The 20797-nt window shown below is 62.9% G+C and carries 21 protein-coding genes; 8 read left to right on the plus strand and 13 right to left on the minus strand.

Annotated elements, in window-relative coordinates:
* Nucleotides 1–22: 22 nt before the first annotated feature.
* From HU736_RS18310 to HU736_RS18325, 4 genes are all read left to right on the plus strand, one after another.
* Nucleotides 23–298 (plus strand): DUF493 domain-containing protein, encoded by a 276-nt coding sequence (locus tag HU736_RS18310; RefSeq protein WP_101322262.1) that lies wholly within the window; start codon nucleotides 23–25, stop codon nucleotides 296–298.
* Nucleotides 298–945: a lipoyl(octanoyl) transferase LipB gene (lipB, locus tag HU736_RS18315; RefSeq protein ID WP_103435110.1), complete on the plus strand. Its 648-nt coding sequence runs from the start codon at nucleotides 298–300 to the stop codon at nucleotides 943–945. The genes HU736_RS18310 and lipB overlap by 1 nt, the downstream gene beginning before the upstream one ends.
* A 2-nt stretch (nucleotides 946–947) precedes the next feature.
* Nucleotides 948–1964, plus strand: a complete 1017-nt coding sequence (gene lipA / locus HU736_RS18320; RefSeq protein WP_101322260.1) for a lipoyl synthase — start codon at nucleotides 948–950, stop codon at nucleotides 1962–1964.
* Between the two features lie 143 nt (nucleotides 1965–2107).
* Nucleotides 2108–3046, plus strand: coding sequence for a S66 peptidase family protein (locus HU736_RS18325; protein WP_186701550.1), 939 nt, complete (start codon nucleotides 2108–2110; stop codon nucleotides 3044–3046).
* Between the two features lie 36 nt (nucleotides 3047–3082).
* Here HU736_RS18325 and HU736_RS18330 read toward each other — a convergent pair whose 3' ends face one another.
* The 5 genes from HU736_RS18330 to leuS all read right to left on the minus strand — a co-directional run bounded on the left by HU736_RS18330 (nucleotide 3083) and on the right by leuS (nucleotide 9088).
* A complete protein-coding gene (locus HU736_RS18330; protein ID WP_186701551.1) occupies nucleotides 3083–4396 on the minus strand; it encodes a lytic murein transglycosylase in 1314 nt (437 codons plus the stop codon).
* 61 nt (nucleotides 4397–4457) lie between these two features.
* On the minus strand, nucleotides 4458–4622 hold the full coding sequence (gene arfA / locus HU736_RS18335; protein ID WP_103435107.1) for an alternative ribosome rescue factor ArfA: 165 nt from the start codon (nucleotides 4620–4622) through the stop codon (nucleotides 4458–4460).
* A 115-nt stretch (nucleotides 4623–4737) separates the two neighbouring features.
* The gene (gene holA / locus HU736_RS18340) at nucleotides 4738–5775 is read right to left on the minus strand and encodes a DNA polymerase III subunit delta (protein WP_103435106.1); all 1038 of its coding nucleotides are present in this window, start codon (nucleotides 5773–5775) and stop codon (nucleotides 4738–4740) included.
* A 39-nt stretch (nucleotides 5776–5814) separates the two neighbouring features.
* The gene (locus tag HU736_RS18345) at nucleotides 5815–6420 is read right to left on the minus strand and encodes an LPS-assembly lipoprotein LptE (protein ID WP_103435105.1); all 606 of its coding nucleotides are present in this window, start codon (nucleotides 6418–6420) and stop codon (nucleotides 5815–5817) included.
* A 61-nt stretch (nucleotides 6421–6481) separates the two neighbouring features.
* Nucleotides 6482–9088, minus strand: a complete 2607-nt coding sequence (gene leuS / locus HU736_RS18350) for a leucine--tRNA ligase (RefSeq protein ID WP_186701552.1) — start codon at nucleotides 9086–9088, stop codon at nucleotides 6482–6484.
* 239 nt (nucleotides 9089–9327) lie between these two features.
* Here leuS and HU736_RS18355 point away from each other — a divergent pair, with 239 nt between their 5' ends.
* Nucleotides 9328–9642, plus strand: a complete 315-nt coding sequence (locus HU736_RS18355; protein WP_103435103.1) for a hypothetical protein — start codon at nucleotides 9328–9330, stop codon at nucleotides 9640–9642.
* 133 nt (nucleotides 9643–9775) lie between these two features.
* Nucleotides 9776–10537, plus strand: coding sequence for a YdcF family protein (locus tag HU736_RS18360; protein WP_186701553.1), 762 nt, complete (start codon nucleotides 9776–9778; stop codon nucleotides 10535–10537).
* 69 nt (nucleotides 10538–10606) lie between these two features.
* Here the strand turns inward: HU736_RS18360 and lnt are convergent, their stop codons facing one another.
* From lnt to HU736_RS18380, 4 genes are read right to left on the minus strand one after another with little or no spacing between them, the layout of a single operon-like run.
* On the minus strand, nucleotides 10607–12124 hold the full coding sequence (gene lnt / locus HU736_RS18365) for an apolipoprotein N-acyltransferase (protein WP_186701554.1): 1518 nt from the start codon (nucleotides 12122–12124) through the stop codon (nucleotides 10607–10609).
* Nucleotides 12125–12132: 8 nt separating this feature from the next.
* Nucleotides 12133–12972 (minus strand): CorC family transporter, encoded by an 840-nt coding sequence (locus HU736_RS18370; protein WP_101322250.1) that lies wholly within the window; start codon nucleotides 12970–12972, stop codon nucleotides 12133–12135.
* A gap of 5 nt (nucleotides 12973–12977) precedes the next feature.
* Entirely contained in the window at nucleotides 12978–13466 is a 489-nt protein-coding gene (gene ybeY / locus HU736_RS18375) for an rRNA maturation RNase YbeY (RefSeq protein WP_103435100.1), read from the minus strand.
* On the minus strand, nucleotides 13459–14451 hold the full coding sequence (locus HU736_RS18380) for a PhoH family protein (RefSeq protein ID WP_101322248.1): 993 nt from the start codon (nucleotides 14449–14451) through the stop codon (nucleotides 13459–13461). The genes ybeY and HU736_RS18380 overlap by 8 nt, the downstream gene beginning before the upstream one ends.
* Before the next feature lie 208 nt (nucleotides 14452–14659).
* Here HU736_RS18380 and HU736_RS18385 point away from each other — a divergent pair, with 208 nt between their 5' ends.
* Nucleotides 14660–14986 carry a DUF1820 family protein gene (locus HU736_RS18385; RefSeq protein ID WP_186701555.1) on the plus strand — a complete coding sequence of 109 codons (327 nt, stop codon included), beginning with the start codon at nucleotides 14660–14662 and terminating at the stop codon, nucleotides 14984–14986.
* A gap of 3 nt (nucleotides 14987–14989) precedes the next feature.
* Here HU736_RS18385 and HU736_RS18390 read toward each other — a convergent pair whose 3' ends face one another.
* The 4 genes from HU736_RS18390 to HU736_RS18405 form a co-directional block, all read right to left on the minus strand.
* On the minus strand, nucleotides 14990–15547 hold the full coding sequence (locus HU736_RS18390) for a tetratricopeptide repeat protein (RefSeq protein WP_186701556.1): 558 nt from the start codon (nucleotides 15545–15547) through the stop codon (nucleotides 14990–14992).
* Nucleotides 15548–15709: 162 nt separating this feature from the next.
* Nucleotides 15710–16993, minus strand: a complete 1284-nt coding sequence (hemL, locus tag HU736_RS18395) for a glutamate-1-semialdehyde 2,1-aminomutase (protein WP_186701557.1) — start codon at nucleotides 16991–16993, stop codon at nucleotides 15710–15712.
* Nucleotides 16994–17008: 15 nt separating this feature from the next.
* Complete coding sequence (gene thiE / locus HU736_RS18400; protein ID WP_186701558.1) at nucleotides 17009–17632, minus strand: thiamine phosphate synthase; 624 nt, start codon at nucleotides 17630–17632, stop codon at nucleotides 17009–17011.
* Nucleotides 17633–17653: 21 nt separating this feature from the next.
* Nucleotides 17654–18451, minus strand: a complete 798-nt coding sequence (locus tag HU736_RS18405) for a hydroxymethylpyrimidine/phosphomethylpyrimidine kinase (protein WP_150570966.1) — start codon at nucleotides 18449–18451, stop codon at nucleotides 17654–17656.
* 265 nt (nucleotides 18452–18716) lie between these two features.
* Between HU736_RS18405 and HU736_RS18410 the strand changes: the two genes are divergently transcribed.
* On the plus strand, nucleotides 18717–20696 hold the full coding sequence (locus HU736_RS18410) for a sensor histidine kinase (protein WP_103435096.1): 1980 nt from the start codon (nucleotides 18717–18719) through the stop codon (nucleotides 20694–20696).
* Nucleotides 20697–20797 lie beyond the last annotated feature (101 nt).

A 20797-nucleotide genomic window follows, 5' to 3' on the forward strand; every position in this document is an offset into this window, starting at 1 on the left:
CGGCTTACGAGGCCGTTTCCGCATGAGCGAAGCTGACGTCAAGTCGCACAAGATCGAATTCCCCTGTGCTGATTACCCAATCAAGGTGATCGGCGATACCGTGGTCAATTTCAAGAACACGGTCATCGAGATTTTGAAGAAACACGCTGAGGTCGACATGTCGACCCTGGCCGAGCGCCAGAGCAAGGAAGGCAAGTACACCACCGTGCAATTGCACATCGTGGCGACCAGCGAAGACCAGTTGCACGATATCAACAGCGCCCTGCGTGCTACCGGCATTGTGAAAATGGTGCTCTGATGCCGGCCAGCCTCGGTATCCGCGAGCTTGGCCTGCAGCCCTATGAACCGGTGCTGGAGGCCATGCGGCGTTTTACCGAGCAGCGCGGTGCCGACAGCCTGGACGAAGTCTGGCTGGTCGAGCACCCGCCGGTGTTCACCCAGGGACAGGCCGGCAAGGCCGAGCACCTGCTGGTGCCGGGTGATATCCCGGTGGTGCAGAGCGACCGCGGTGGCCAGGTGACCTACCATGGCCCCGGGCAATTGGTGGCTTACCTGTTACTTGATGTGCGCCGGCTTGGTTTTGGCGTGCGTGAACTGGTTACCCGGATCGAAAACAGCCTGATCGATCTGCTGGCCAGTTATGACGTTGTGGCGGCGGCCAAGGCCGATGCGCCCGGAGTCTATGTTGACGGGGCCAAGATCGCCTCGCTCGGCTTGCGAATCCGCAACGGCCGTACCTTTCACGGCCTTGCTCTGAACGTGGACATGGACCTTGCGCCATTCCGCCGAATCAATCCCTGCGGCTATGCGGGGCTGGCGATGACCCAGCTGCGTGATCTGGCAGGTCCGATCGAACTCACCGAGGTCAGGACAAGGCTGCGTGGACAGCTGGTCAAGCACCTCGACTATGCTGAGCAGACGACCCTTACGGGCGGAATCGACTGAATATGACAACTGTGCAAGAAGCCGTGCCGAACCTGATCACCACCCATGACGTGACCCCGCGCCCGGCGCCGAAGAAGGTCGAAGCCGGGGTCAAGCTGCGTGGCGCCGACAAGGTCGCGCGCATCCCGGTAAAGATCATCCCAACCGACGAGCTGCCGAAGAAACCTGACTGGATCCGCGTGCGTATCCCGGTTTCGCCGGAAGTCGACCGTATCAAGCAACTGCTGCGCAAGCACAAGCTGCACAGTGTCTGCGAAGAAGCCTCGTGCCCGAACCTGGGTGAATGCTTCTCGGGTGGTACCGCCACCTTCATGATCATGGGTGACATCTGCACCCGTCGTTGTCCGTTCTGTGACGTCGGCCATGGCCGGCCGAAAGCACTGGATGCCGACGAGCCGATGAACCTTGCCGTGGCTATCGCCGACCTGCGTCTGAAGTACGTGGTGATCACCTCGGTAGACCGCGACGACCTGCGTGACGGCGGTGCCCAGCACTTCGCCGACTGCATTCGCGAGATCCGCAAGCTGTCCCCGGGCGTGCAGCTCGAGACCCTGGTGCCGGACTACCGCGGGCGCATGGACGTGGCCCTGGCGATCACCGCTCAAGAGCCGCCAGATGTGTTCAACCACAACCTGGAAACAGTACCGCGCCTGTACAAGGCCGCGCGTCCGGGTTCGGACTACGACTGGTCGCTGGACCTGCTGCAGAAGTTCAAGCAACTGGTGCCGCACGTACCGACCAAGTCTGGCCTGATGCTCGGCCTGGGCGAAACCGACGAAGAAGTGATCGAAGTGATGCAGCGCATGCGCGAGCATGACATCGACATGCTGACCCTCGGCCAGTACCTGCAGCCATCGCGCAGCCACTTGCCGGTGCAGCGCTTCGTGCACCCGGACACCTTTGCCTGGTTCGCTGAAGAAGGCCACAAGATGGGCTTCAAGAACGTCGCCTCCGGGCCGCTGGTGCGTTCCTCGTACCACGCTGACCAGCAGGCGCACGAAGCCAAGATCAAGCTATAAGCTGATCCGCTGGGCCAATGCCGATGCGCGCCGTGAGGTGCCATCGGCATTTTTGTTGGGTATCTGTACCCTGTGGGCAACGATCTCGGGCTGGCCCATTGTTGCTGCCCACTGATCTGCAAATGCTTTCAAGGAGTTGCTGGATGGACTGTGCTGAACACCTAGGTTCACTATTGCCGCGAAAGCTGGCAGCGAATGCCTGTTTTGCGGTGATTGCCCCGGCAGGGCCGGCGCGGCTGGATGCCGACAAGGCCCGGCAGTGGTTCAGCGAGCGTGGCTACCACTGCCGGCTATACCCCAGCGTGAGCAGCAGTCAGGGTTATCTGGCCGGTACCGACCAGCAAAGGCTGGACGACCTGCATGCTGCATTCGTCGACCCCCAGGTGGATGCCATCCTGTGCATGCGCGGTGGCTACGGCAGCATGCGTTTGCTCGACCAGATCGATTTCGAGCTGATTGCCCGCAACCCCAAACCCTTGATTGGCTACAGCGACATCACCGCGCTACACACCGCGATCAACCGCTACTGCGGGTTGGTCAGTTTTCACGGTGGCATGCTCAACGCCGACCTGCTCGGCGGCAAGCTTGAACCGACAGTCAGCTCGCTGCTGCGGCAATTGCGCGGTGAAGTGGGGCCGGGCGACGCACTCGTCCATCCCCATGCTTATCCCTTGACCACAGTGCTGCCAGGCGTTGCCAGCGGGCGCCTGCTGGGCGGCAATCTGTCGATGCTCGGGGCGACGCTGGGTACGCTTGGGGAGATTGATACTGACGGCGCCATCCTGTTTATCGAAGACGTCAACGAGCCGTTGTACCGGGTTGACCGGCTGCTCACGCAATTGCGCCTGGCAGGCAAGCTGCAGGGCGTGCGTGGGGTGTTGGTGGGGGACTTTGCCGGGATTACCGTAGCCGCCATGACGCCGCTGTTGCAGGACATTTTTGCGCCGCTGGATGTGCCGGTACTGGCCGGCTGGCGTAGTGGCCATTGCGATCCGAACCTGTGCCTGCCGCTGGGCGCTCAGGTGCGGCTCGACAGCGAGAGGCAGACGCTGGTGCTGCAACAGGATTTGTTCAGGGCTTGAGATTGCCGGGGGCGCTTTGCGCCCCTGGCAATCTCACTACTGACGCAAACTCTCGAGCAGCTTGTGCGTCGGGTAGCCGTCAGCGGGCATGTTCTGCGCCTGCTGAGCTGTACGGATGGCCTTGCGGGTATTGGCACCGATGATACCGTCGGCATTGCCCGCGTCATAGCCGCGGGCATTGAGCAGGTTCTGCAGCTCGATGCGCTCGCTGCGGCTCAATGGCAAGTCATCCTTTGGCCAGCTACCGGCAATGAAGCCCCATCCGGAGAAACGATCGCCCAGCAGGCTCACCGCCAGCGCGTAGGACGACGAGTTGTTGTACTTAAGGATGGCGCGGAAGTTGTCCAGCACCAGGAACGCCGGGCCGCGGGCGCCGGCCGGCAGCAGCAGAGCCGCCGAGAGTTGATTGCTGCCCGCTGGCAGCTGGGTGCCATTGGGCAGCTTGACGCCCAGTTGCAGCCATTCACTGACGGTCTTGCGCTGGGCGCCATCGGCGATCCAGAAGTCGAAATCGGCCGGCACCTGGACTTCGAAGCCCCACGGTTGGCCACGCTTCCAGCCCGAGCTTTGCAGGTAATGCGCGGTCGATGCGAGGGCATCGGCTGTACTGTTCCAGATGTCGCGGCGGCCGTCGCCGTCGAAGTCGACAGCATGGGTGTTGTAGGTGGTCGGGATGAACTGGGTCTGGCCCATCGCCCCGGCCCACGAGCCACGCATGGCCTCAGGCAGAATGTCGCCGTTCTGCAGGATCTGCAGCGCCGCGATCAACTGGTCCTGGGCAAACTGCGGCCGGCGGCCTTCATAGGCCAGGGTCGCCAGCGAGCGGATTACCGATTTGCTGCCCTGGAACTGGCCGAAGTTGCTCTCCATGCCCCACACCGACACCAGCACCTGGCGGTCCACGCCATAGCGTTGTTCCAGGCGCGTGAGCAGCTCGGCGTTCTGTTCCAGCAGCTTCTTGCCGTTGCGCACCCGCAGCGGCGACAGCGCGCCGTCGAGGTATTCCCACACCGGGCGGCTGAACTCGGGCTGGCTGCGATCGGCCTTGATCACGTCCATGTCCGGCGTGACACCGGCAAACACGCGGTCGAACAGCCCGGCATCAATGCCGGCCTGCAACGCTTGTTGACGGAAACCGGCCTGCCACTGGGCAAAGCTCTGCACTGGCTGAATTTCAGCATTGATGTCGGCGTTGCTGGTGGGCAGGGTAACCACCGGTGCGGGCTGGGCAGGGGCCAGTGGCACGGCGTCGGCGGCGGTAGGTTTTTCCGCACAGGCGACCAGCAGGATAAGGCTGGAGGCCGCGATCAGCTGGCGTGGTTGCCAGCGTGGGAACAGACTGAGGGACATGCACAGATCCAGGAATTACAGGTCAGGTAGCGACCATATCATGCCTGCGCGCTGGATGCTTTCATGCGGCCAAAAAGTAAGAAGCCTCCCAATCTCTCGATTGGAAGGCTTCGCGGCGGTAGCTGCCTTTGCCCTTGTCTGGTTGCTCCTGGCGGCTGCGAAACAGCGGCTGGGCAATGATCGACTTGGCTTTGTTGGGGCGGTGCTTTTGCGGCTTTTTGCTCATGGCGGGGTTCCCCGGCTTGGGTGGGTGTGCGGAGCGGACTTTAGGGCTTGGCGCCGGGTGGGGCCAATTGATTATGTATATAGCTGAGATTATTGCGGCCGCAAAGCGGCCCCAGCTATTCCGATGGGAGCACCAATCGCTGCCCAGCCATCAACAGCGCCAACCGCGACAACCCGGTCCAAGGCGAACCAGGCGCCTGGCCCTTGATCTGCGCATCAATCCGCTGGGCATCCTGCAGCAACTGCGCCCAGCGCTGCGCCGACAGCCGTTGCAGGGCCTTGCTGACCAGTGGCCGGCGCTTGTCCCATACCGGCGGACGCGCCTGGCTGAAAGCCTTGTCCAGCGCAATACCCTGGCTGAACTGCAAGGCAATACCCGCCAGCAGGCGCAGCTCGCGGGCCAGCGCCCAGAGAATTACTGGTGGCTCGACGCCCTCACCGCGCAGGCCTTCAAGCATGCGCAGCGCATGGGCAGCATCACCCTTGAGAATCGCATCGACCAGGCCAAACACATCGAAGCGAGCACTGTCGGCCACCGCGCTCTGCACGGTTTCGACGGTGATCTGGTTGCCTTCGGCGAGCAGCTTGAGCTTTTCGATCTCTTGGGCGGCTGCGAGCAGGTTGCCCTCGACCCGCGCCGCAATCAGGTCGACCGCATCCCGCTGGGCCGACAGCCCGGCCTGGGCCAAGCGCTGATTGATCCACTGTGGCAACTGCTGCGCATCGATCGGCCAGATCTGGATGAACTGGCACTGACTACCCTCGACCAGCGCCTTGCCCCATTTGGTTTTCTGCGCACTGCCGTCGAGCTTGGGCAGGCTGATCAACAGCAACGTGTCCTCAGCGGGCCGCGAGCAGTACTCGATCAGCGCCGCCGCGCCCTTGTCACCAGGCTTGCCCGAGGGCAGGCGCAGCTCGAGCAGGCGCCGCTGGGCGAACAGCGACAGGCTGGCACCGGCTTGCAGCAGCGTACCCCAGTCGAAGTTGGCATCGGCACTGAACACCTGGCGCTCGTCAAAACCCTGCTGGCGGGCGGCGGCGCGAATCGCGTCGGCGGCCTCCTGGCACAGCAGCGGGTCATCCCCGCTGACGATATAGACAGGCGCAAGAGTACCTTGCAGATGCTTGTTGAGTTGGGCGGGGGCGAGCTTCATGAGCAGAGGCCGGGGCACCTGGCGGTGCCCCGCACGGGCTTAGGTGCCCGGGATTTCCAGTGGCGACTGCTGCGGGGTTTCATCACGATAGCGCTGCGCGGCTGCGGCGGCTTCGGCTTCAGCCTTGGCACGTTGATCCGCTTGCTGCTGCAGTTCGTCGAGTTGAGCTGGGGTCAGCATCTGCAGGCGTACGACCATGGCCTGGACCAGATCACGGCGCATCTCGTCGCGGGTCTGGGTGCCTTCCTGGTCGGAACCGGTGATGTTGTCGCCGTCACGCACGTAGATCTTGCGCACTTCGAGCTTGTCGCTGAGCAGCGGCACGTTGTTCAGGCCGTTGATGCTGTAGTTGAGCACGGTGGTGAGTTCGTACTCGGCCGAGCGACTGCCGCTGCTGTAGGTGACTGCGCGCTGGGTCTGCTGCTCGTTGTCGAGCGACAGGCGATACGGCGCACCGCTGCGCAGGCTGACGCCGCTGCGCTCAAGTACCTGGCGCAGTTGGGTAACGGTCTGGCCGTAGGCGTCACGCGCGCTGACATCAAGTTCCTTGATGGTCAGCTCGGTAGTGCCGGTGCCGCGCAGCTGGAAACCGCAGGCGCTGAGCATGACGGCCAGGCCCATTACCAGCAGATTGCGTTTGATCATGTTGAAGCTCCCTTGTGGGCCGATTCCGCTCGCCCGCAGTGCGTGCGGGCGAGCGTTGCCATCAGTTGGCGACGATGTTGACCAGTTTGCCTGGAACCACGATGACCTTGCGAATAGTCAGGCCGTCGGTGAAGCGCACCACGTTTTCGTTGGTGCGCGCCGCAGCTTCGACTTCTTCGCGGCTGGCAGTGGCGGGCATTTCGACCTGACCACGCAGCTTGCCGTTGACCTGTACCACCAGCGTCACGCTGTCTTGCACCAGGGCGCTTTCATCCACGCTCGGCCAGGTAGCGTCGATCACCGCCTCGCTGTGGCCCAGGTGCTGCCACAGCGAATGGCTGATGTGCGGGGTGATCGGTGCCAGCAGCAGGGTGACTGCTTCTAGGCCTTCCTGCAGCAGGGCACGGTCCTGGGCGGTAGCGGTCGGGGCTTTTTCCAGCACGTTCATCACGGTCATCACCTGGGCGATGGCAGTGTTGAATTTATGGTGCAGGCCAACGTCGGTGCTGGCTTGCTTGATCGCCAGGTGAATCGCGCGGCGGATCGCCTTTTGCCCGTCATCCAGTGCCGCAGTGTCCAGCTTGCCCGGCAAGCCGAGGCTCACGTGGGCCTGGGCCAGGCGCCAGACGCGACGCAGGAAGCGGCTTGCGCCTTCAACGCCGGAATCGGACCATTCCAGGCTCATGTCCGGCGGCGAGGCGAACATCATGAACAGGCGGCAGGTGTCGGCGCCGTAGACGTCGATCATCGACTGAGGATCGACGCCGTTGTTCTTCGACTTGGACATCTTCTCGGTGCCGCCGATTTCCACCGGCAGGCCGTCGGTCTTGAGGCGAGCACTGATGACCTTGGCCTTGCTGTCCCGCTCCAGCTCGACATCAGCCGGGTTGAACCAGTCCTTGCCGCCATTGCTGGCTACACGGTAATAGGTTTCGGCAACGACCATGCCCTGGGTCAGCAGGTTCTTGAACGGCTCGTTCGATGTGACCAGGCCTTCATCGCGCATCAGCTTGTGGAAGAAGCGCGCATACAGCAGGTGCAGGATGGCGTGCTCGATACCACCGATGTACTGATCGACCGGCAGCCAGTGGTTGGCCGCTTTCGGGTCGACCATGCCACCTTCGTAGTTCGGCGAGGCGTAACGGGCGAAGTACCAGGACGACTCGACAAAGGTGTCCATGGTGTCGGTTTCGCGCTTGGCCGCAGCGCCGCACTTGGGGCAGCTGCATTCATAGAACTCAGGCAGGCGTGCCAGTGGCGAACCGGCGCCATCGGGTACAACGTTCTCTGGCAGGGTGACTGGCAGTTGGTCTTCCGGCACCGGCACGTCGCCGCACGATGGGCAGTGGATGATCGGGATCGGGCAGCCCCAGTAGCGCTGGCGGCTGATGCCCCAGTCGCGCAGACGGAACTGCGTGCGCGATTTGCCCAGCTCCTTGCTGATCAGTGCGGCTTCGATGGCGTCGAACGCGCCAGCGAAGTCGAGGCCGTCAAAGGCGCCGGAGTTGATCAGAGTGCCGTGCTCGCCGTAGGCGGCTTCCCAGGTGCTGCCGACTTCGTCGCCAGCGCTGGTGCGCACCACGGCCTTGATCGGCAGCGAGTACTTCTGGGCGAACTCGAAGTCACGCTCGTCGTGGGCCGGCACCGCCATGACAGCACCGTCGCCGTAGTGCATCAGCACATAGTTGGCGACCCAGACCGGCAGTTTCTCACCGGTCAGCGGATGCTCGACGAACAGCGAAGTGGCCAGGCCTTTCTTTTCCTGGGTGGCCATGTCGGCCTCGGCAACGCTGCCGCCTTTGCATTCGTCGATGAACGCCTGCAGCGCCGGGTTGCCCTGGGCAGCCTGGGTCGCCAGCGGGTGCTCGGCAGCGACGGCGACGTAGGTCGCGCCCATCAGCGTGTCGGGGCGGGTGGTGAAGACTTTAAGTGCGCCGGCATGACCAATGCTTGCCTGGTCATAGGGGAACTGCACTTCCATCCCGCGCGACTTGCCGATCCAGTTGCGCTGCATGGTCTTGACCTGCTCAGGCCAGCCCGGCAACTCGTCGAGGCTTTCCAGCAGCTCGTCTGCGTATGCGGTGATGCGGAAGTAGTACATCGGGATTTCGCGCTTTTCGATCAGCGCGCCCGAACGCCAGCCGCGGCCGTCGATAACCTGTTCGTTGGCCAGTACCGTCTGATCGACAGGGTCCCAGTTGACCGTACCGTTCTTGCGGTAGATGACGCCTTTTTCGAACAGACGGGTGAACAGCCACTGTTCCCAGCGGTAGTAGTCCGGTTTGCAGGTGGTGACTTCACGCGACCAGTCGATGGCCAGGCCCAGGCTCTTGAGCTGGGTCTTCATGTAGTCGATGTTCTCAAAGGTCCACTTGGCCGGGGCGACGTTGTTCTTCATCGCGGCGTTTTCCGCCGGCATGCCGAAGGCGTCCCAGCCCATCGGCTGCAGCACGTTCTTGCCGAGCATGCGCTGGTAGCGCGCGATCACGTCACCAATGGTGTAGTTGCGCACGTGGCCCATGTGTAGCTTGCCGCTCGGGTACGGGAACATCGATAGGCAATAGAAGGTGTCTTTGCCTGGCTGTTCGGTAACAGCGAACGATTGTTGCTCGTCCCAGGATTTCTGGGCGGCGGCTTCTATGTCACGGGGCGTGTATTGTTCGTGCATGGCTACTTTTGGCTGAGAGAGAGAAGACCTTGTTCCCGGCAGCGGAACCTCGCTGCATCCGGCACTCCGGTGTCGGTGAGAGTGAACGCCGTAGCATACATGAGCGCTGTGTATCGTGGGAAACCCAATTGGCCCGCAGCGGCGCCGGGGGCCGTTGGTCGCAGCGCTCTGCTGCTTTGCACAACGCCGCTAAGCTCAGGTGTGGGGGGAGATATCGTTATCTTCAATGAGGTGAACGGATGGGAGAGTCGCAGTTACCCGCAAGCAAACCGGAGCTGTATGAACGCTTGATCGACCGCCTTGGGCTGGCGTTGGAAGCTGCCCGCACGGCGGTGCGATTGCGCGACGAGATGCCAGCGGAACTTGAGTTGCGTGGCCTGAGCCCCGCAGAGTTCGAAGTGATCAAGGCCTATCTGGAGACCTTTCCAGAGAGCCGCATTGCCAGCGCCGCTGCCGTCAAACCAGCGGAGCCGAGCTCAGCCAAGATCATCTGGCTCAAGGACAGGAAGCGCTCCGTCGCCCCGGTCAGATCCAGGACGCTGCCGCATCGGTAGCCGTGCTGGCCTGCTGGCGCGCAAGACGCCGCGCGCCGGTTCAATCATCTACATAGCATGATCGGCGCCGGGCGCTACTTGTCGCTCGGTGTCGATCCTCTTAGTCTGCACGCCTTCACAGGAGGTGCAGGCAATGCCTATTCGATTCTTTATCAAGCAGTGGCTGATGCCGCCTGGCTTGCTGTTCATCTTGCTGCTGGCCGCGTGGTGGTTGCGCAAGCGCCGGCCGCGGCTGGCGTTTGTCTGCTTTACGTTGGGGCTGGGCGGCCTATGGCTGATGAGTCTGCCGCTGGTGGTGGAGCAGGTCGCGCGCCAGCTGGAAACCGAAACGCCGCTGAGCCTGGCGCAGTGGTCGGGGCTGGCCCAGCGGGCAGATGCGATCGTGGTACTCGGCGCCGGCCGCGAGCGCGGCGACCCTGCCTGGGGTGGTCAGGATCAGCCTACCGGGCACGCACTTGAACGCATGCGCTACGCCGCGCAATTGGCCAAGGCCTCTGGCTTGCCGGTGTTGACCAGCGGTGGCTTGCACTACGGTACCCCGCCCAGCGAGGCGCAATTGATGGCCGATCGGCTGCGCGATGACTTTGGCGTTACGGTGAAGTGGCAGGAGCAGGCCAGCCGTACCACCTGGGAAAACGCCCAGATGAGCGCGCAACTGTTACAGCCGTTGGGCATTCGTCGGGTGGTGGTAGTGACCCAGGCCTGGCATATGCGGCGCTCGCGCTGGAGCTTCGAGCAGGCAGGCTTCGAGGTAGTGCCGGCGCCGGTGGGCTTCCTTGGCCAGGATCATGCGCGGCCGTTTGCCGGGCTGTTGCCTGAAAGCAGGGCGATGTGGCAGAGCGGGCAGTTGCTCAATGAGGTGGCGGGTATGATCGGTTATCGGCTGTTCTACTGAAGCAATGTGCCTTGCGCTCATTACACCGCCCCTACAGGGGACCGCGCAGGCAGGTGTTGCGCGGTTTGCTCACACGGTTTTGGCTATGCGCCTGGCCGCCAACGCCCAGCCCATCAGCAACAGACAAACAATCGCCAGCGGCCACGAGCGCCATTGCAGGTACGGCGTCAGTTGCTGCATCGGCACCACTTCGCCATACAGAACCGCCTGCTGGAACTGCGGAATCTGCGCAGTAATACGGCCAAACGGGTCGATCAGCGCGGTAACGCCATTGTTCGTCGCACGGATCATCCAGCGCCCTGCTTCAAGCGCACGCATCTGCGCCATCTGCAGGTGCTGCAGCGGGCCGATCGAGGTGCCGAACCAGGTGTCGTTGCTGATGGTCAGGAGCAGATCGCTGCGCGCCGCCAGGCTGGCGGCAAACTCGGGGTAGACCACTTCGTAGCAGATGTACGGAGCGATCTGATAACCCTTGGCCTGCAGCAGCGCCTGGTCGGCCGGGCCGCGGGCGAAGTCCGACATCGGCAGGTTGAAGAACTCGATCGCCCCGCGCAGCATGTCCTGCAGCGGCACATACTCGCCAAACGGCACCAGCTTCTGCTTGAGGTAGGTGCCATCGCCTTCACCGGTCACGGTGATGCCGTTGAAGTAGCGTCGTTGCTGATGCACCACTTCACGCACCGGTACCCCGGTAATCAATGCCGAGTTGCGTTCGGCGGCAAAGCGCCCCATCACGTCGATGTAGCCCTGGGCCTGATCCTTGAGGACCGGCACGGCCGTCTCGGGCCAGACCAGCAGATCCACTCGCTTGGAGGTAAAGCTCATGTCGCGGTACAGCGCCAGTTGCGCGTCGATGTGCGCTGGGTCCCACTTCAGATCCTGCTCGACATTGCCTTGCACGGCGGCGACGCTCAGCGGCTCGCCGGCAGGGCGCGTCCAGGCGTGGTCCTTGAGGGCGATGCCGAGTACCCATGGCGCCACCAGCAACAGTGCGCCAACTGCCATGAATGCCGGACGTGCGCGCAGCCGGTGCAGGTTGCACAGCAATGCAGCGCTGAGGGCCAGGGCAAACGAGATCAGCCACACCCCGCCGAGCGGCGCGAGGCCGGCCAGCGGGCCATGCAGCTGGCTGTAACCGGAGTACAGCCACGGGAAGCCGGTCAGGAACCAGCCGCGGAAGGCCTCTTGCAGCAGCCACAGCGCGGCAAAGCACAAGGCGTCGGCTAGCGGCGCTTCGTTGCGGCGCAGCCAGCGCGCCCAGAGCCAGGCGGGTAGGGCAAAGAACCAGGCAATGGCGGCAAAGAATGCCACCAGCAGCAGTACCGCCAACAACGGCGAGGCGCCGCCGTAGGTGGTCATGCTGATGTAGATCCAGCTGGTACCGGCGCCGTACAGGCCGAAGCCGAAGCACCAGCCGCGACCCATGGCCTGGCGTGGGCTCAGCTCGCGCAGGCCAGCGTAGAACAAGCCGACGGCAAGCAGGGCCAGCGGCCACAGGTCGAACGGCGACAGGGCCAGCAGGGTAGACGCGCCGGCCACCATGGCCAGCAGGTTACCGGGCCAGCCGGGGCGGGTGATCCAACGCATGGTGTTCCTTAACGGCTAATCGGGGTCAGGCGCAGCAAGTGCACGCGGCGGCTGTCGGCGTTGAGCACGCGGAAGCGATACGCGCCGATTTCGGTGGTTTCGTTGCGCTTGGGCAGGTGACCGAAAGCACTCATCACCAGGCCGCCGACGGTGTCGAACTCGTCATCGGAGAACTCGCTGTCGAAGAACTCGTTGAAGTTCTCGATCGGCGTCAGCGCCTTGACCAGGAAGTCGCCGCTTGGCAGCGGCTTGATGTAGCTGTCTTCTTCGACATCGTGTTCGTCTTCGATGTCGCCGACGATCTGCTCAAGCACGTCTTCGATGGTGACCAGGCCGGCGACACCACCGTATTCGTCGATCACCACGGCCATGTGGTTGTGGTTGGCGCGAAACTCGCGCAGCAGCACATTCAGGCGCTTGGACTCCGGCACGAAGGTTGCCGGGCGCAGCAGGTCCTTGATGTTGAAGCTGTCGCCGTTCTCCTGAAGGATCAGCGGCAGCAGATCCTTGGCCAGGAGGATCCCGAGCACATCGTCATGGCTCTCGCCGACCACCGGATAACGCGAGTGCGCGGCATCGATCACCGACGGCAGAAACTCGCGCGGGGTCTGGCTGGCCTTGATGCTGATCATCTGCGAGCGCGGCACCATGATGTCGCGTACCTGCAGGTCGGCGACCTGAATTGCACCTTCGACGATGGTCAGCGCTTCGCTGTCGAGCAGCTTGTTCTGATGGGCTTCGCGCAGCAGCTCGAGGAGCTCCTGGCGGTTTTTCGGCTCATGGGCAAAAGCCTGGGTCAGTTTGCCCAGCCAGGACTTTTGCCCGTTGCTCGATCGGTCTTCGCTCATGGCGGTTACTCGTGTTCCTTGCTGATATCGGTAGTAGGGAGGTGGTCGTCGGCATACGGGTCAGGGTGACCCAGTTCTGCCAGCAATGTTCGTTCCAGTGCTTCCATCTCTTCGGCTTCGTCATCATCGATATGATCGTAGCCAAGCAGATGCAGGCAACCATGGATAACCAGATGTGCCCAATGTGCTTCAAGTGCCTTGCCCTGTTCGGCCGCTTCGCGCTCGACCACGGCCACGCAGATCACCAGATCGCCCAGCAGGGGAATGTCGAGCAGCTCGTCGGGGACGTCGGCAGGAAATGACAACACATTGGTTGCGTAATCTTTATGACGGTAGGTGTGATTGAGCTCACGGCCTTCGGTTTCATCGACCAGGCGAATGGTCATTTCCGAATCGGCAGTGCGCTGGCGCAAGGCCAGCTCACACCAGCGGCGGAAGTCGGCGTCATCAGGGCTGGCCGCATCGGTAGCCCGTTGCAGGTCGAGTTCAAGCATCGCGTGCGGGTGCCTCGGCCTGGCGGCTCTCGAAACGGTCGTAGGCCTCGACGATGCGCTGCACCAATGGGTGACGCACGACGTCCTTGGACTGGAAGTGGGTAAAGCTGATGCCCTGCACGTCCTTGAGCACATCGATGACATGGGTCAGGCCCGACTTGGTGCCGCGTGGCAGGTCGACCTGGGTGATGTCACCGGTGATCACCGCAGTCGAGCCGAAGCCGATCCGGGTGAGGAACATCTTCATCTGCTCGAGCGTAGTGTTCTGGCTTTCGTCGAGGATGATGAAGCTGTTGTTCAAGGTGCGACCGCGCATGTACGCCAGCGGTGCGATCTCGATGACCTGGCGCTCGATCAGCTTGGCCACGTGCTCGAAACCGAGCATCTCGTAGAGAGCGTCGTACAGCGGTCGCAGGTACGGGTCGATTTTCTGCGACAGGTCGCCGGGCAGGAAACCGAGCTTTTCGCCCGCTTCGACCGCCGGACGCACCAGCAGGATGCGCCGCACCTGTTCGCGCTCCAGCGCATCGACTGCGCAGGCTACGGCCAGGTAGGTCTTGCCGGTACCGGCCGGGCCAACACCGAAGTTGATGTCGTTGGCGAGGATCTCTTTGACGTAGCGTTGCTGGTTGGCACCGCGCGGGGTGATCTTGCCCTTGCGCGTGCGCAGCGAAACGCTGACCTCGTTGACCGCCGGGTTGGCGATGTGTTCGACCGCCGACTCCTGCAGGTACAGGTGGACCGTTTCCGGCGACAGCTCGGTGGCCTTGGTCTCACGATAGAGACGGCGCAGCAGCTGTTCGGCAGCGGAGGTGGTCTTGGGTTCGCCGACCAGTTCGAACTGGTTGCCGCGGTTGCGGATCTGGATGGACAGACGCTGCTCGATGAGCCGCAGGTGCTCGTCGAACTGGCCACACAGGTTGGCGAAACGATGGGCCTCGAAGGGTTCGAGGATGAAACGATGGGGTTCTATGGGTGCGTTCAAGGTCGTTTTAGGCCGCTCGCCGGCTATAGAGGTGAACTCAAGAATAACCCTTGTCTGACAGTGGCGAAAGCACTGAAACGATCAAGGGTCGGTGCTGGCGCTTTTGCCGACCAATTGACCCGCCTTCGGTGCCTTGTGAGGCCTCGCAATGGGCCGGGCTCTGCTATGATGCGGGCCATTTTCAGACCAGTGTGCCTATACGCCGATCATGAGCAAAAGCGAACCCGCGATCTACAAAGTGATCTTCCTCAATCAGGGGCAGGTCTTCGAAATGTATGCCAAGCAGATCTTCCAGAGCGACCTCTGGGGTTTTCTCGAAATCGAAGAGTTCGTCTTCGGCGAGCGCACCCAGGTGGTGGTCGATCCGAGCGAAGAAAAGCTCAAGGCGCAGTTTGAGGGAGTGATCCGCAGCTTCGTGCCTATGCACTCGATCGTGCGCATCGATGAAGTCGAGCGGTTGGGTACGGCGAAGATCAGCGAAGCCAAGATCACCGGCAACGTGATGCCGTTCCCGATGCCGATGCCTACCAAATAATCCTTACGGCAGCGGGGCGAAAGGGCTGCGGCCCTCGGCGTTCTGCAGTTCGAGCAGGTATTTGCGGAATATCTGGCCGAGCACCTGGGTGGCGTGCTCGAGTTCGTCGCGGGGCATCTGCTCGGTGACTTCGTCAGCCAGGTCGAGGGCATCCTCGGCACCGTTGACCGCGGCCATCTTCAGCAGAATGTACGCTTGGACGTTGTTGGCCTTGACCCCTTCACCATGGAAGAACATCGAGCCAAGCCGATACTGGGCCTGAGCATGGCCTTGCAACGAGGCTTGCTGGAACCAGTTGAGGGCTTTGTTGAGGTCGCGTGCGGCTTGCTCGCCGTTATCGCTGTAGTAGAACTCGCCCAGCTCGTACTGCGCCTGGGCATCCCCAGACTCGGCAGTGTGCTCGCACGTCTTGAGGGCGTTCTGCAGGTCCTCTGGCTGAACGTTGAGAGTGCAGCGGCCCGTCGCTGGAATCAGCAACGAGTTGCCGCCCTCTGCCAAGGCCAGCAGGGGCTGAAGGAGCAACAGGCAGCCCAGGGTCAGGGCGCGGCCGGTGCGGTTCATGGGGATCGACTTACCTCTGCAAGCTGTCCGATGTCTCTGGTGGCACATTATGGGATAAGCAGCGCCAACCTTACAAAGTTTTACTCGATTTTCTGTTGAAGGTGGGGCTGCGGGGGCCTATTCGCGCCGGACTGCCGCGAATAGGCCCTCAGCCGCGCTGATTTACTTCAGTTTGGCAAGCGCCCGCTCGGCCGCATCCAAAGTGATTTTCAGCTCGGTATCGCCATGCACGATCGAGGTGAAACCAGCCTCATACGCGCTTGGCGCCAGGTACACACCGCCTTCCAACATCAGGTGGAAGAAGCGCTTGAAGCGCTCGGTGTCGCTGGCCATGACGTCGTCGAAGGTGACGATATCGTCCGCGCCGGTGAAATACAGGCCAAACATACCACCCGCTTGAGTGGTGACAAACGGCACGCCCGCAGCATCGGCGCGCTGTTGCAGGCCGTCGAGCAGGTTGCTGGTGAAGCGGCTCAGCTCATCGTGGAAGCCCGGACGGCTGATCAGCTTGAGGGTAGTCAGGCCGGCGGCCATGGCCAGTGGGTTACCCGACAGGGTACCGGCCTGGTACACCGGGCCGAGCGGGGCGATGCATTCCATGATCGCGCGCTTGCCGCCGAAGCAGCCGACCGGCATGCCGCCACCGACGATCTTGCCGAAGGTAGACAGGTCCGGGGTGATGCCGTAATGACCCTGGGCGCCGCCCAGCGATACCCGGAAGCCAGTCATCACTTCGTCGAAGATCAACACCACGCCATGCTTGTCGCACTGCTCGCGAAGGCCTTCGAGAAAGCCCGGCGCCGGCGGTACGCAGTTCATGTTGCCGGCAACCGGCTCGACGATGATACAGGCGACGCTCTGGCCGACTTCGGCGAGGGTCTTTTCGACTTCGGCGAGGTCGTTGAACGGCAGGGTCAGGGTGTGCTTGGCAAAGTCTGCCGGGACCCCGGCCGAACTCGGCACGCCCTGGGTCAGCAGGCCGGAGCCGGCTTTGACCAGCAGGCTGTCGGAGTGGCCGTGGTAGCAGCCTTCGAACTTGATGATAGCGTCGCGGCCGGTGTAGCCACGGGCCAGGCGAATGGCGCTCATGGTCGCTTCGGTGCCGGAGCTGACCATACGCACCATCTCCATCGACGGCACCAGCGAGCAGACCAGGTCGGCCATCTCGGTTTCCATCGCGGTCGGCGCGCCGTACGACAAGCCATGCTCGAGCTGCTTGCGCACCGAGTCGAGCACGTCCGGGTGGCTGTGGCCGAGAATCATCGGCCCCCACGAGCCGACATAGTCGACGTAGCGCTTGTCGTCTTCATCGATGACGTAGGCGCCCTGGGCGTGCTTGAAGAACAGCGGCGTGCCGCCGACGCTCTTGAAGGCACGCACCGGCGAGTTGACGCCACCGGGGATGTGCTTCTGGGCCTGGGCAAAAAGGAGTTCGGAACGGGACATGGTTTTCTCTCGAATTCAGGAAGCGAACAGCGCGTTGAACGCGCGGGCCCGGCGGGTGACTTCGTGGGCGTCGTCAGCCGCAAACAGGCCATGAATGACGGCCAGCAGGTTGGCGCCGTGGTCGATCAATGCCGGGGCGTTGTCGAGGGTGACGCCGCCGATCACGGCGATCGGCAGCTTCACCGTGGCGCGGGCCTGGGCCAGCAACTCCAGGCTGGCAGCCGGCGCGCCGGGTTTGGTCACGGAGTTGAAAAAGCGCCCGAAAGCGACATAGTTGGCGCCTTCACGGGCGGCCTGCTCGGCCAGCTCGACTTGAGCGTGACAGGTCGAGCCGATGATTGCATTGCGCCCGAGCAAGGCTCTGGCAGGTGTCAGCGGGCCGTCGGTCTGGCCCAGGTGCACGCCGACGCCCAGGCGCGCGGCCAGCTCGGCGTCGTCGTTGATGATCAGTTGGGTGCCGTAACGCTCGCAGAGCACCTTCAAGGCTTCGGCTTCGCGCAGGCGCTTGGCCGCATCGTCGCTCTTGTCGCGGTACTGCAGCAGGCGCACACCGCCGGCCAGCGCCGCTTCTACATGGGATTCAAAGCGGCCAGCGAGCAGCTGGCTGTCGGTGATCGCGTACAGACCGCGTAGCTTCATGTCAGGCCTCGTGTGCGTAGCTCAGGAACAGAAATCCAGCGGCAGGCGGCGCGGCACGAATTGGCCACGGCCCAGTTGTTCGGCGTCGCGCAGAGTCCGCCAGGTGTAGTCGAGGGCGCTGCGCACGGCGCTTTGCAGTTCTTCGCCAAGGGCCAGGCGACCGGCCAGGGCGCTGGCCAAGGTGCAACCGGAACCGTGATAGCTGCCCGGCAAGCGCTGGCAGAGCCAGGTCTGGCTGCTGCCATCGCGGCTGTACAGGCGGTTATGAATGGCGTCTTCGTCACCGTGGCCGCCGGTAATCAACAGGTTTTTGCAGAACGGCAGCAGCTTGGCTGCGCACTCGTCGGCACTGCCTTCGGGCAGCTCGGCGAGAATACGTGCCTCGGGCAGGTTGGGCGTGGCGATGGTCGCCAGCGGCAACAGCCGTTCGCGCACGGCATAGCCGACTTCATCCTTGCCCAGCCGACCACCGCCGCCAGCGCGCAGTACCGGGTCACAGACCAGCGGCAGGTGCGGGTGCGCGGCCAGCAGCTCGGCTACGGTGTCGACCATTTCGATCGAGCCGAGCATGCCCAGCTTCACCGCCGCCACCTGCGAGTCGTTGAGCACGGCGTTGGCCTGGGCCAGCACCCACTCGCGGTCGAGCACGCGGAAGTCGGAGACATTGACGGTATCCTGCACGGTCAGAGCGGTCACGGCGGGCGCGGCGTGACAGCCTTGGGCGATCAGGGCTTCGATATCTGCCTGCAGGCCGGCGCCGCCACTGGGGTCGTGGCCGGAGAGACAGAGGACAACGGGGCGGGAGCTGTAGATATTCATGGTCGGCGAGCTTACCACCAAACCTATTTCGGCGAAGCGCCCCGCGTGTCGATAGTGCAGGGCGTTGCTCGGGATGGGACGGTTATTTCGCCTGTAACTTGCGTGCTAGAGCCGTTCAGTCAAAATCATGCGGACTTGATGGCCATCACTGATGGCTATGCTAGAGTGCACAAATAATTCGATAACGGGCTCTACCGGATTACGTCGCCTCAAAGGGAAAGGGGGGCCAACGCGACGCAACCGAAAGGGCCATGCTGGGGCTGTAATGCGCTATTTGCTGATCATCTTGCTGGGCTGCTTGCCCGTGCTCGCCGCAGCTGTGGATTTTGACGACGCGACCCGGCGTCTGCCGCTAGGCAAAATCATGCAGGTGTATGAGGACCGCACGGCCAGTGCGACCATTGCCGAGGTCAGCTCGGCGGAATTTGCCGAGCGTTTTGTCACCCATAAAGAAGACGTGCTCAACGCCGGTTATTCCAACTCGGTGTTCTGGCTGCGCCTTGATCTGCGCTACGTCGCGCCGGCCAGCCAGGCCGCCCGGCAATGGCTGCTGGAACTCGCCTACCCGCCGCTCGATCACCTCGAGCTGTACCTGGCCGACGCCCGCGGCCATTTCAAGCTGGCGCAGCGCACCGGTGATGCCCTGCCGTATGCCAGCCGGCAGATCCAGCAGAACAACTACCTGTTCGAACTACCGCTGCAGCCCGGCCAGCCGACCACGGTGTATCTGCGCCTGCAGAGCGAAGGCTCGGTTCAGGCGCCGCTGACGCTATGGTCGGTGAATGCCTACATGGAAGATCAGCCTACCCGCCTGTATGTGCTGGGAATGATCTACGGCGTGTTGCTGGTGATGCTGGTGTACAACCTGTTCATCTACATCAGTGTGCGCGACGTCAGCTACCTCTATTACATCTTCTATATAGCCTCGTTCGGCTTGTACCAGGTGTCGGTCAACGGCGCCGGAGTGGCGTATTTCTGGCCGGACAGCCCATGGTGGGCAAACGCCGCGACCCCGCTGTTCATCGGTGCCGCCGGCTTGTTCGGCTGCCAGTTTGCCCGCCACTTCCTGCAGATGGGCTTGCTCAGCCGCGGCTTCGACCGGCTGCTGCAAGTGCTGATGCTCGGCGGCGCGCTGGTCATGGTGCTGGCGGTGACCCTGCGCTACGGCGTGGCTCTGCGCATGGCTACGGTGCTGGCGCTGCTGTTCACCGTGAGTATCTTCAGCGCCGGGCTGTATGCCTGGTGGCGCGGGCTGCGGGTGGCGCGCTGGTTCATCATCGCCTGGTCAGCGTTTTTGCTCGGCGGGCTGGTGAATACCTTGATGGTGCTGGGCTATCTGCCCAACGTGTTCATCACCATGTACGCCAGCCAGCTCGGCTCCGCGCTGGAAGTCGCCTTGCTGTCGCTGGCTCTCGCCGATCGCATCAACAGCTTGCGCGAGCAGCAGGCGCAGACCCTGCGCGATACCGGCCAGACCCTGGAGCAGCTCAACCAGCAACTGGCCCGCAGCAACCGTTTGAAGGACGAGTTCCTGTCGACCGTGACCCATGAGTTGCGCACGCCGATGAACGGCGTGATCGGCTCGCTGCAACTGATGCAGACCCTGCCGATGGACAGCGAACTCAGCCAGTACCAACACACTGCCACACGCTCCGCCCAGGACATGATGGTGATGGTCGACGACATCCTCATCCTGACCGAACTGCAGGCGGGCCGGCTGCGTGCGCATCCGTTGTCGTTCAACCTGCGCCGCGAGTTGCAGGAACTGCGCGCCAGCTTTGCCGGGCTGGCCTTGAGCAAAGGCCTGTACCTGAGTTTGGATATCCCGGCCGACCTGCCCGACGAGCTGGTCGGCGATGCGCCAAAACTGATGCGCTGCCTGCGTTGCCTGGTCGACAACGGCTTGAAGTTCACCGAGCAGGGTGGGGTGATGATCAAGGTCCGTGGCCGCCGGGTTGGCCCGCACAGCCTGGCGCTGTCGTTTATCGTCAGTGACAGCGGCATTGGTTTTGATGACCTTGATCAGGCCACGCTTTATCAGCGCTTCTTCCAGGTCGATGGCTCAATGACCCGGCGCTATGGCGGGCTGGGCATCGGCCTGTCGATCTGCCGGCAGTTGGGCGAGTTGCTTGAAGCGAGCCTGTCGCATGAATCGACCCGCGGGCTTGGCAGCCGTTTCGAGCTGACCCTGAACCTGAGCGCGGCCCAGGTACAGGCGCCGCCGGGCCGCGTTGCCAGGTTCTGAGTGCACGGCGCTGTCGTAAAGCGCCGCCGCGATAGGCCGATTCGTCACTTTGACTGACCGCGCAACGGTGCTTCACTGGCAGTCCAAGGCCAGCACGGCTC

It is taken from the genome of Pseudomonas shirazensis (assembly GCF_014268785.2).
Taxonomy (GTDB): Bacteria; Pseudomonadota; Gammaproteobacteria; order Pseudomonadales; family Pseudomonadaceae; genus Aquipseudomonas; species Aquipseudomonas shirazensis.

What these genes read in the sequence shown, in the direction of transcription:
- HU736_RS18310 (WP_101322262.1), top strand. Translation starts at nt 23, where the DNA reads ATGAGCGAAGCTGACGTCAAGTCGCACAAGATCGAATTCCCCTGTGCT.
- lipB (WP_103435110.1), top strand. Translation starts at nt 298, where the DNA reads ATGCCGGCCAGCCTCGGTATCCGCGAGCTTGGCCTGCAGCCCTATGAA.
- lipA (WP_101322260.1), top strand. Translation starts at nt 948, where the DNA reads ATGACAACTGTGCAAGAAGCCGTGCCGAACCTGATCACCACCCATGAC.
- HU736_RS18325 (WP_186701550.1), top strand. Translation starts at nt 2,108, where the DNA reads ATGGACTGTGCTGAACACCTAGGTTCACTATTGCCGCGAAAGCTGGCA.
- HU736_RS18330 (WP_186701551.1), bottom strand. Translation starts at nt 4,396, where the DNA reads ATGTCCCTCAGTCTGTTCCCACGCTGGCAACCACGCCAGCTGATCGCG.
- arfA (WP_103435107.1), bottom strand. Translation starts at nt 4,622, where the DNA reads ATGAGCAAAAAGCCGCAAAAGCACCGCCCCAACAAAGCCAAGTCGATC.
- holA (WP_103435106.1), bottom strand. Translation starts at nt 5,775, where the DNA reads ATGAAGCTCGCCCCCGCCCAACTCAACAAGCATCTGCAAGGTACTCTT.
- HU736_RS18345 (WP_103435105.1), bottom strand. Translation starts at nt 6,420, where the DNA reads ATGATCAAACGCAATCTGCTGGTAATGGGCCTGGCCGTCATGCTCAGC.
- leuS (WP_186701552.1), bottom strand. Translation starts at nt 9,088, where the DNA reads ATGCACGAACAATACACGCCCCGTGACATAGAAGCCGCCGCCCAGAAA.
- HU736_RS18355 (WP_103435103.1), top strand. Translation starts at nt 9,328, where the DNA reads ATGGGAGAGTCGCAGTTACCCGCAAGCAAACCGGAGCTGTATGAACGC.
- HU736_RS18360 (WP_186701553.1), top strand. Translation starts at nt 9,776, where the DNA reads ATGCCTATTCGATTCTTTATCAAGCAGTGGCTGATGCCGCCTGGCTTG.
- lnt (WP_186701554.1), bottom strand. Translation starts at nt 12,124, where the DNA reads ATGCGTTGGATCACCCGCCCCGGCTGGCCCGGTAACCTGCTGGCCATG.
- HU736_RS18370 (WP_101322250.1), bottom strand. Translation starts at nt 12,972, where the DNA reads ATGAGCGAAGACCGATCGAGCAACGGGCAAAAGTCCTGGCTGGGCAAA.
- ybeY (WP_103435100.1), bottom strand. Translation starts at nt 13,466, where the DNA reads ATGCTTGAACTCGACCTGCAACGGGCTACCGATGCGGCCAGCCCTGAT.
- HU736_RS18385 (WP_186701555.1), top strand. Translation starts at nt 14,660, where the DNA reads ATGAGCAAAAGCGAACCCGCGATCTACAAAGTGATCTTCCTCAATCAG.
- HU736_RS18390 (WP_186701556.1), bottom strand. Translation starts at nt 15,547, where the DNA reads ATGAACCGCACCGGCCGCGCCCTGACCCTGGGCTGCCTGTTGCTCCTT.
- hemL (WP_186701557.1), bottom strand. Translation starts at nt 16,993, where the DNA reads ATGTCCCGTTCCGAACTCCTTTTTGCCCAGGCCCAGAAGCACATCCCC.
- thiE (WP_186701558.1), bottom strand. Translation starts at nt 17,632, where the DNA reads ATGAAGCTACGCGGTCTGTACGCGATCACCGACAGCCAGCTGCTCGCT.
- HU736_RS18405 (WP_150570966.1), bottom strand. Translation starts at nt 18,451, where the DNA reads ATGAATATCTACAGCTCCCGCCCCGTTGTCCTCTGTCTCTCCGGCCAC.
- HU736_RS18410 (WP_103435096.1), top strand. Translation starts at nt 18,717, where the DNA reads ATGCGCTATTTGCTGATCATCTTGCTGGGCTGCTTGCCCGTGCTCGCC.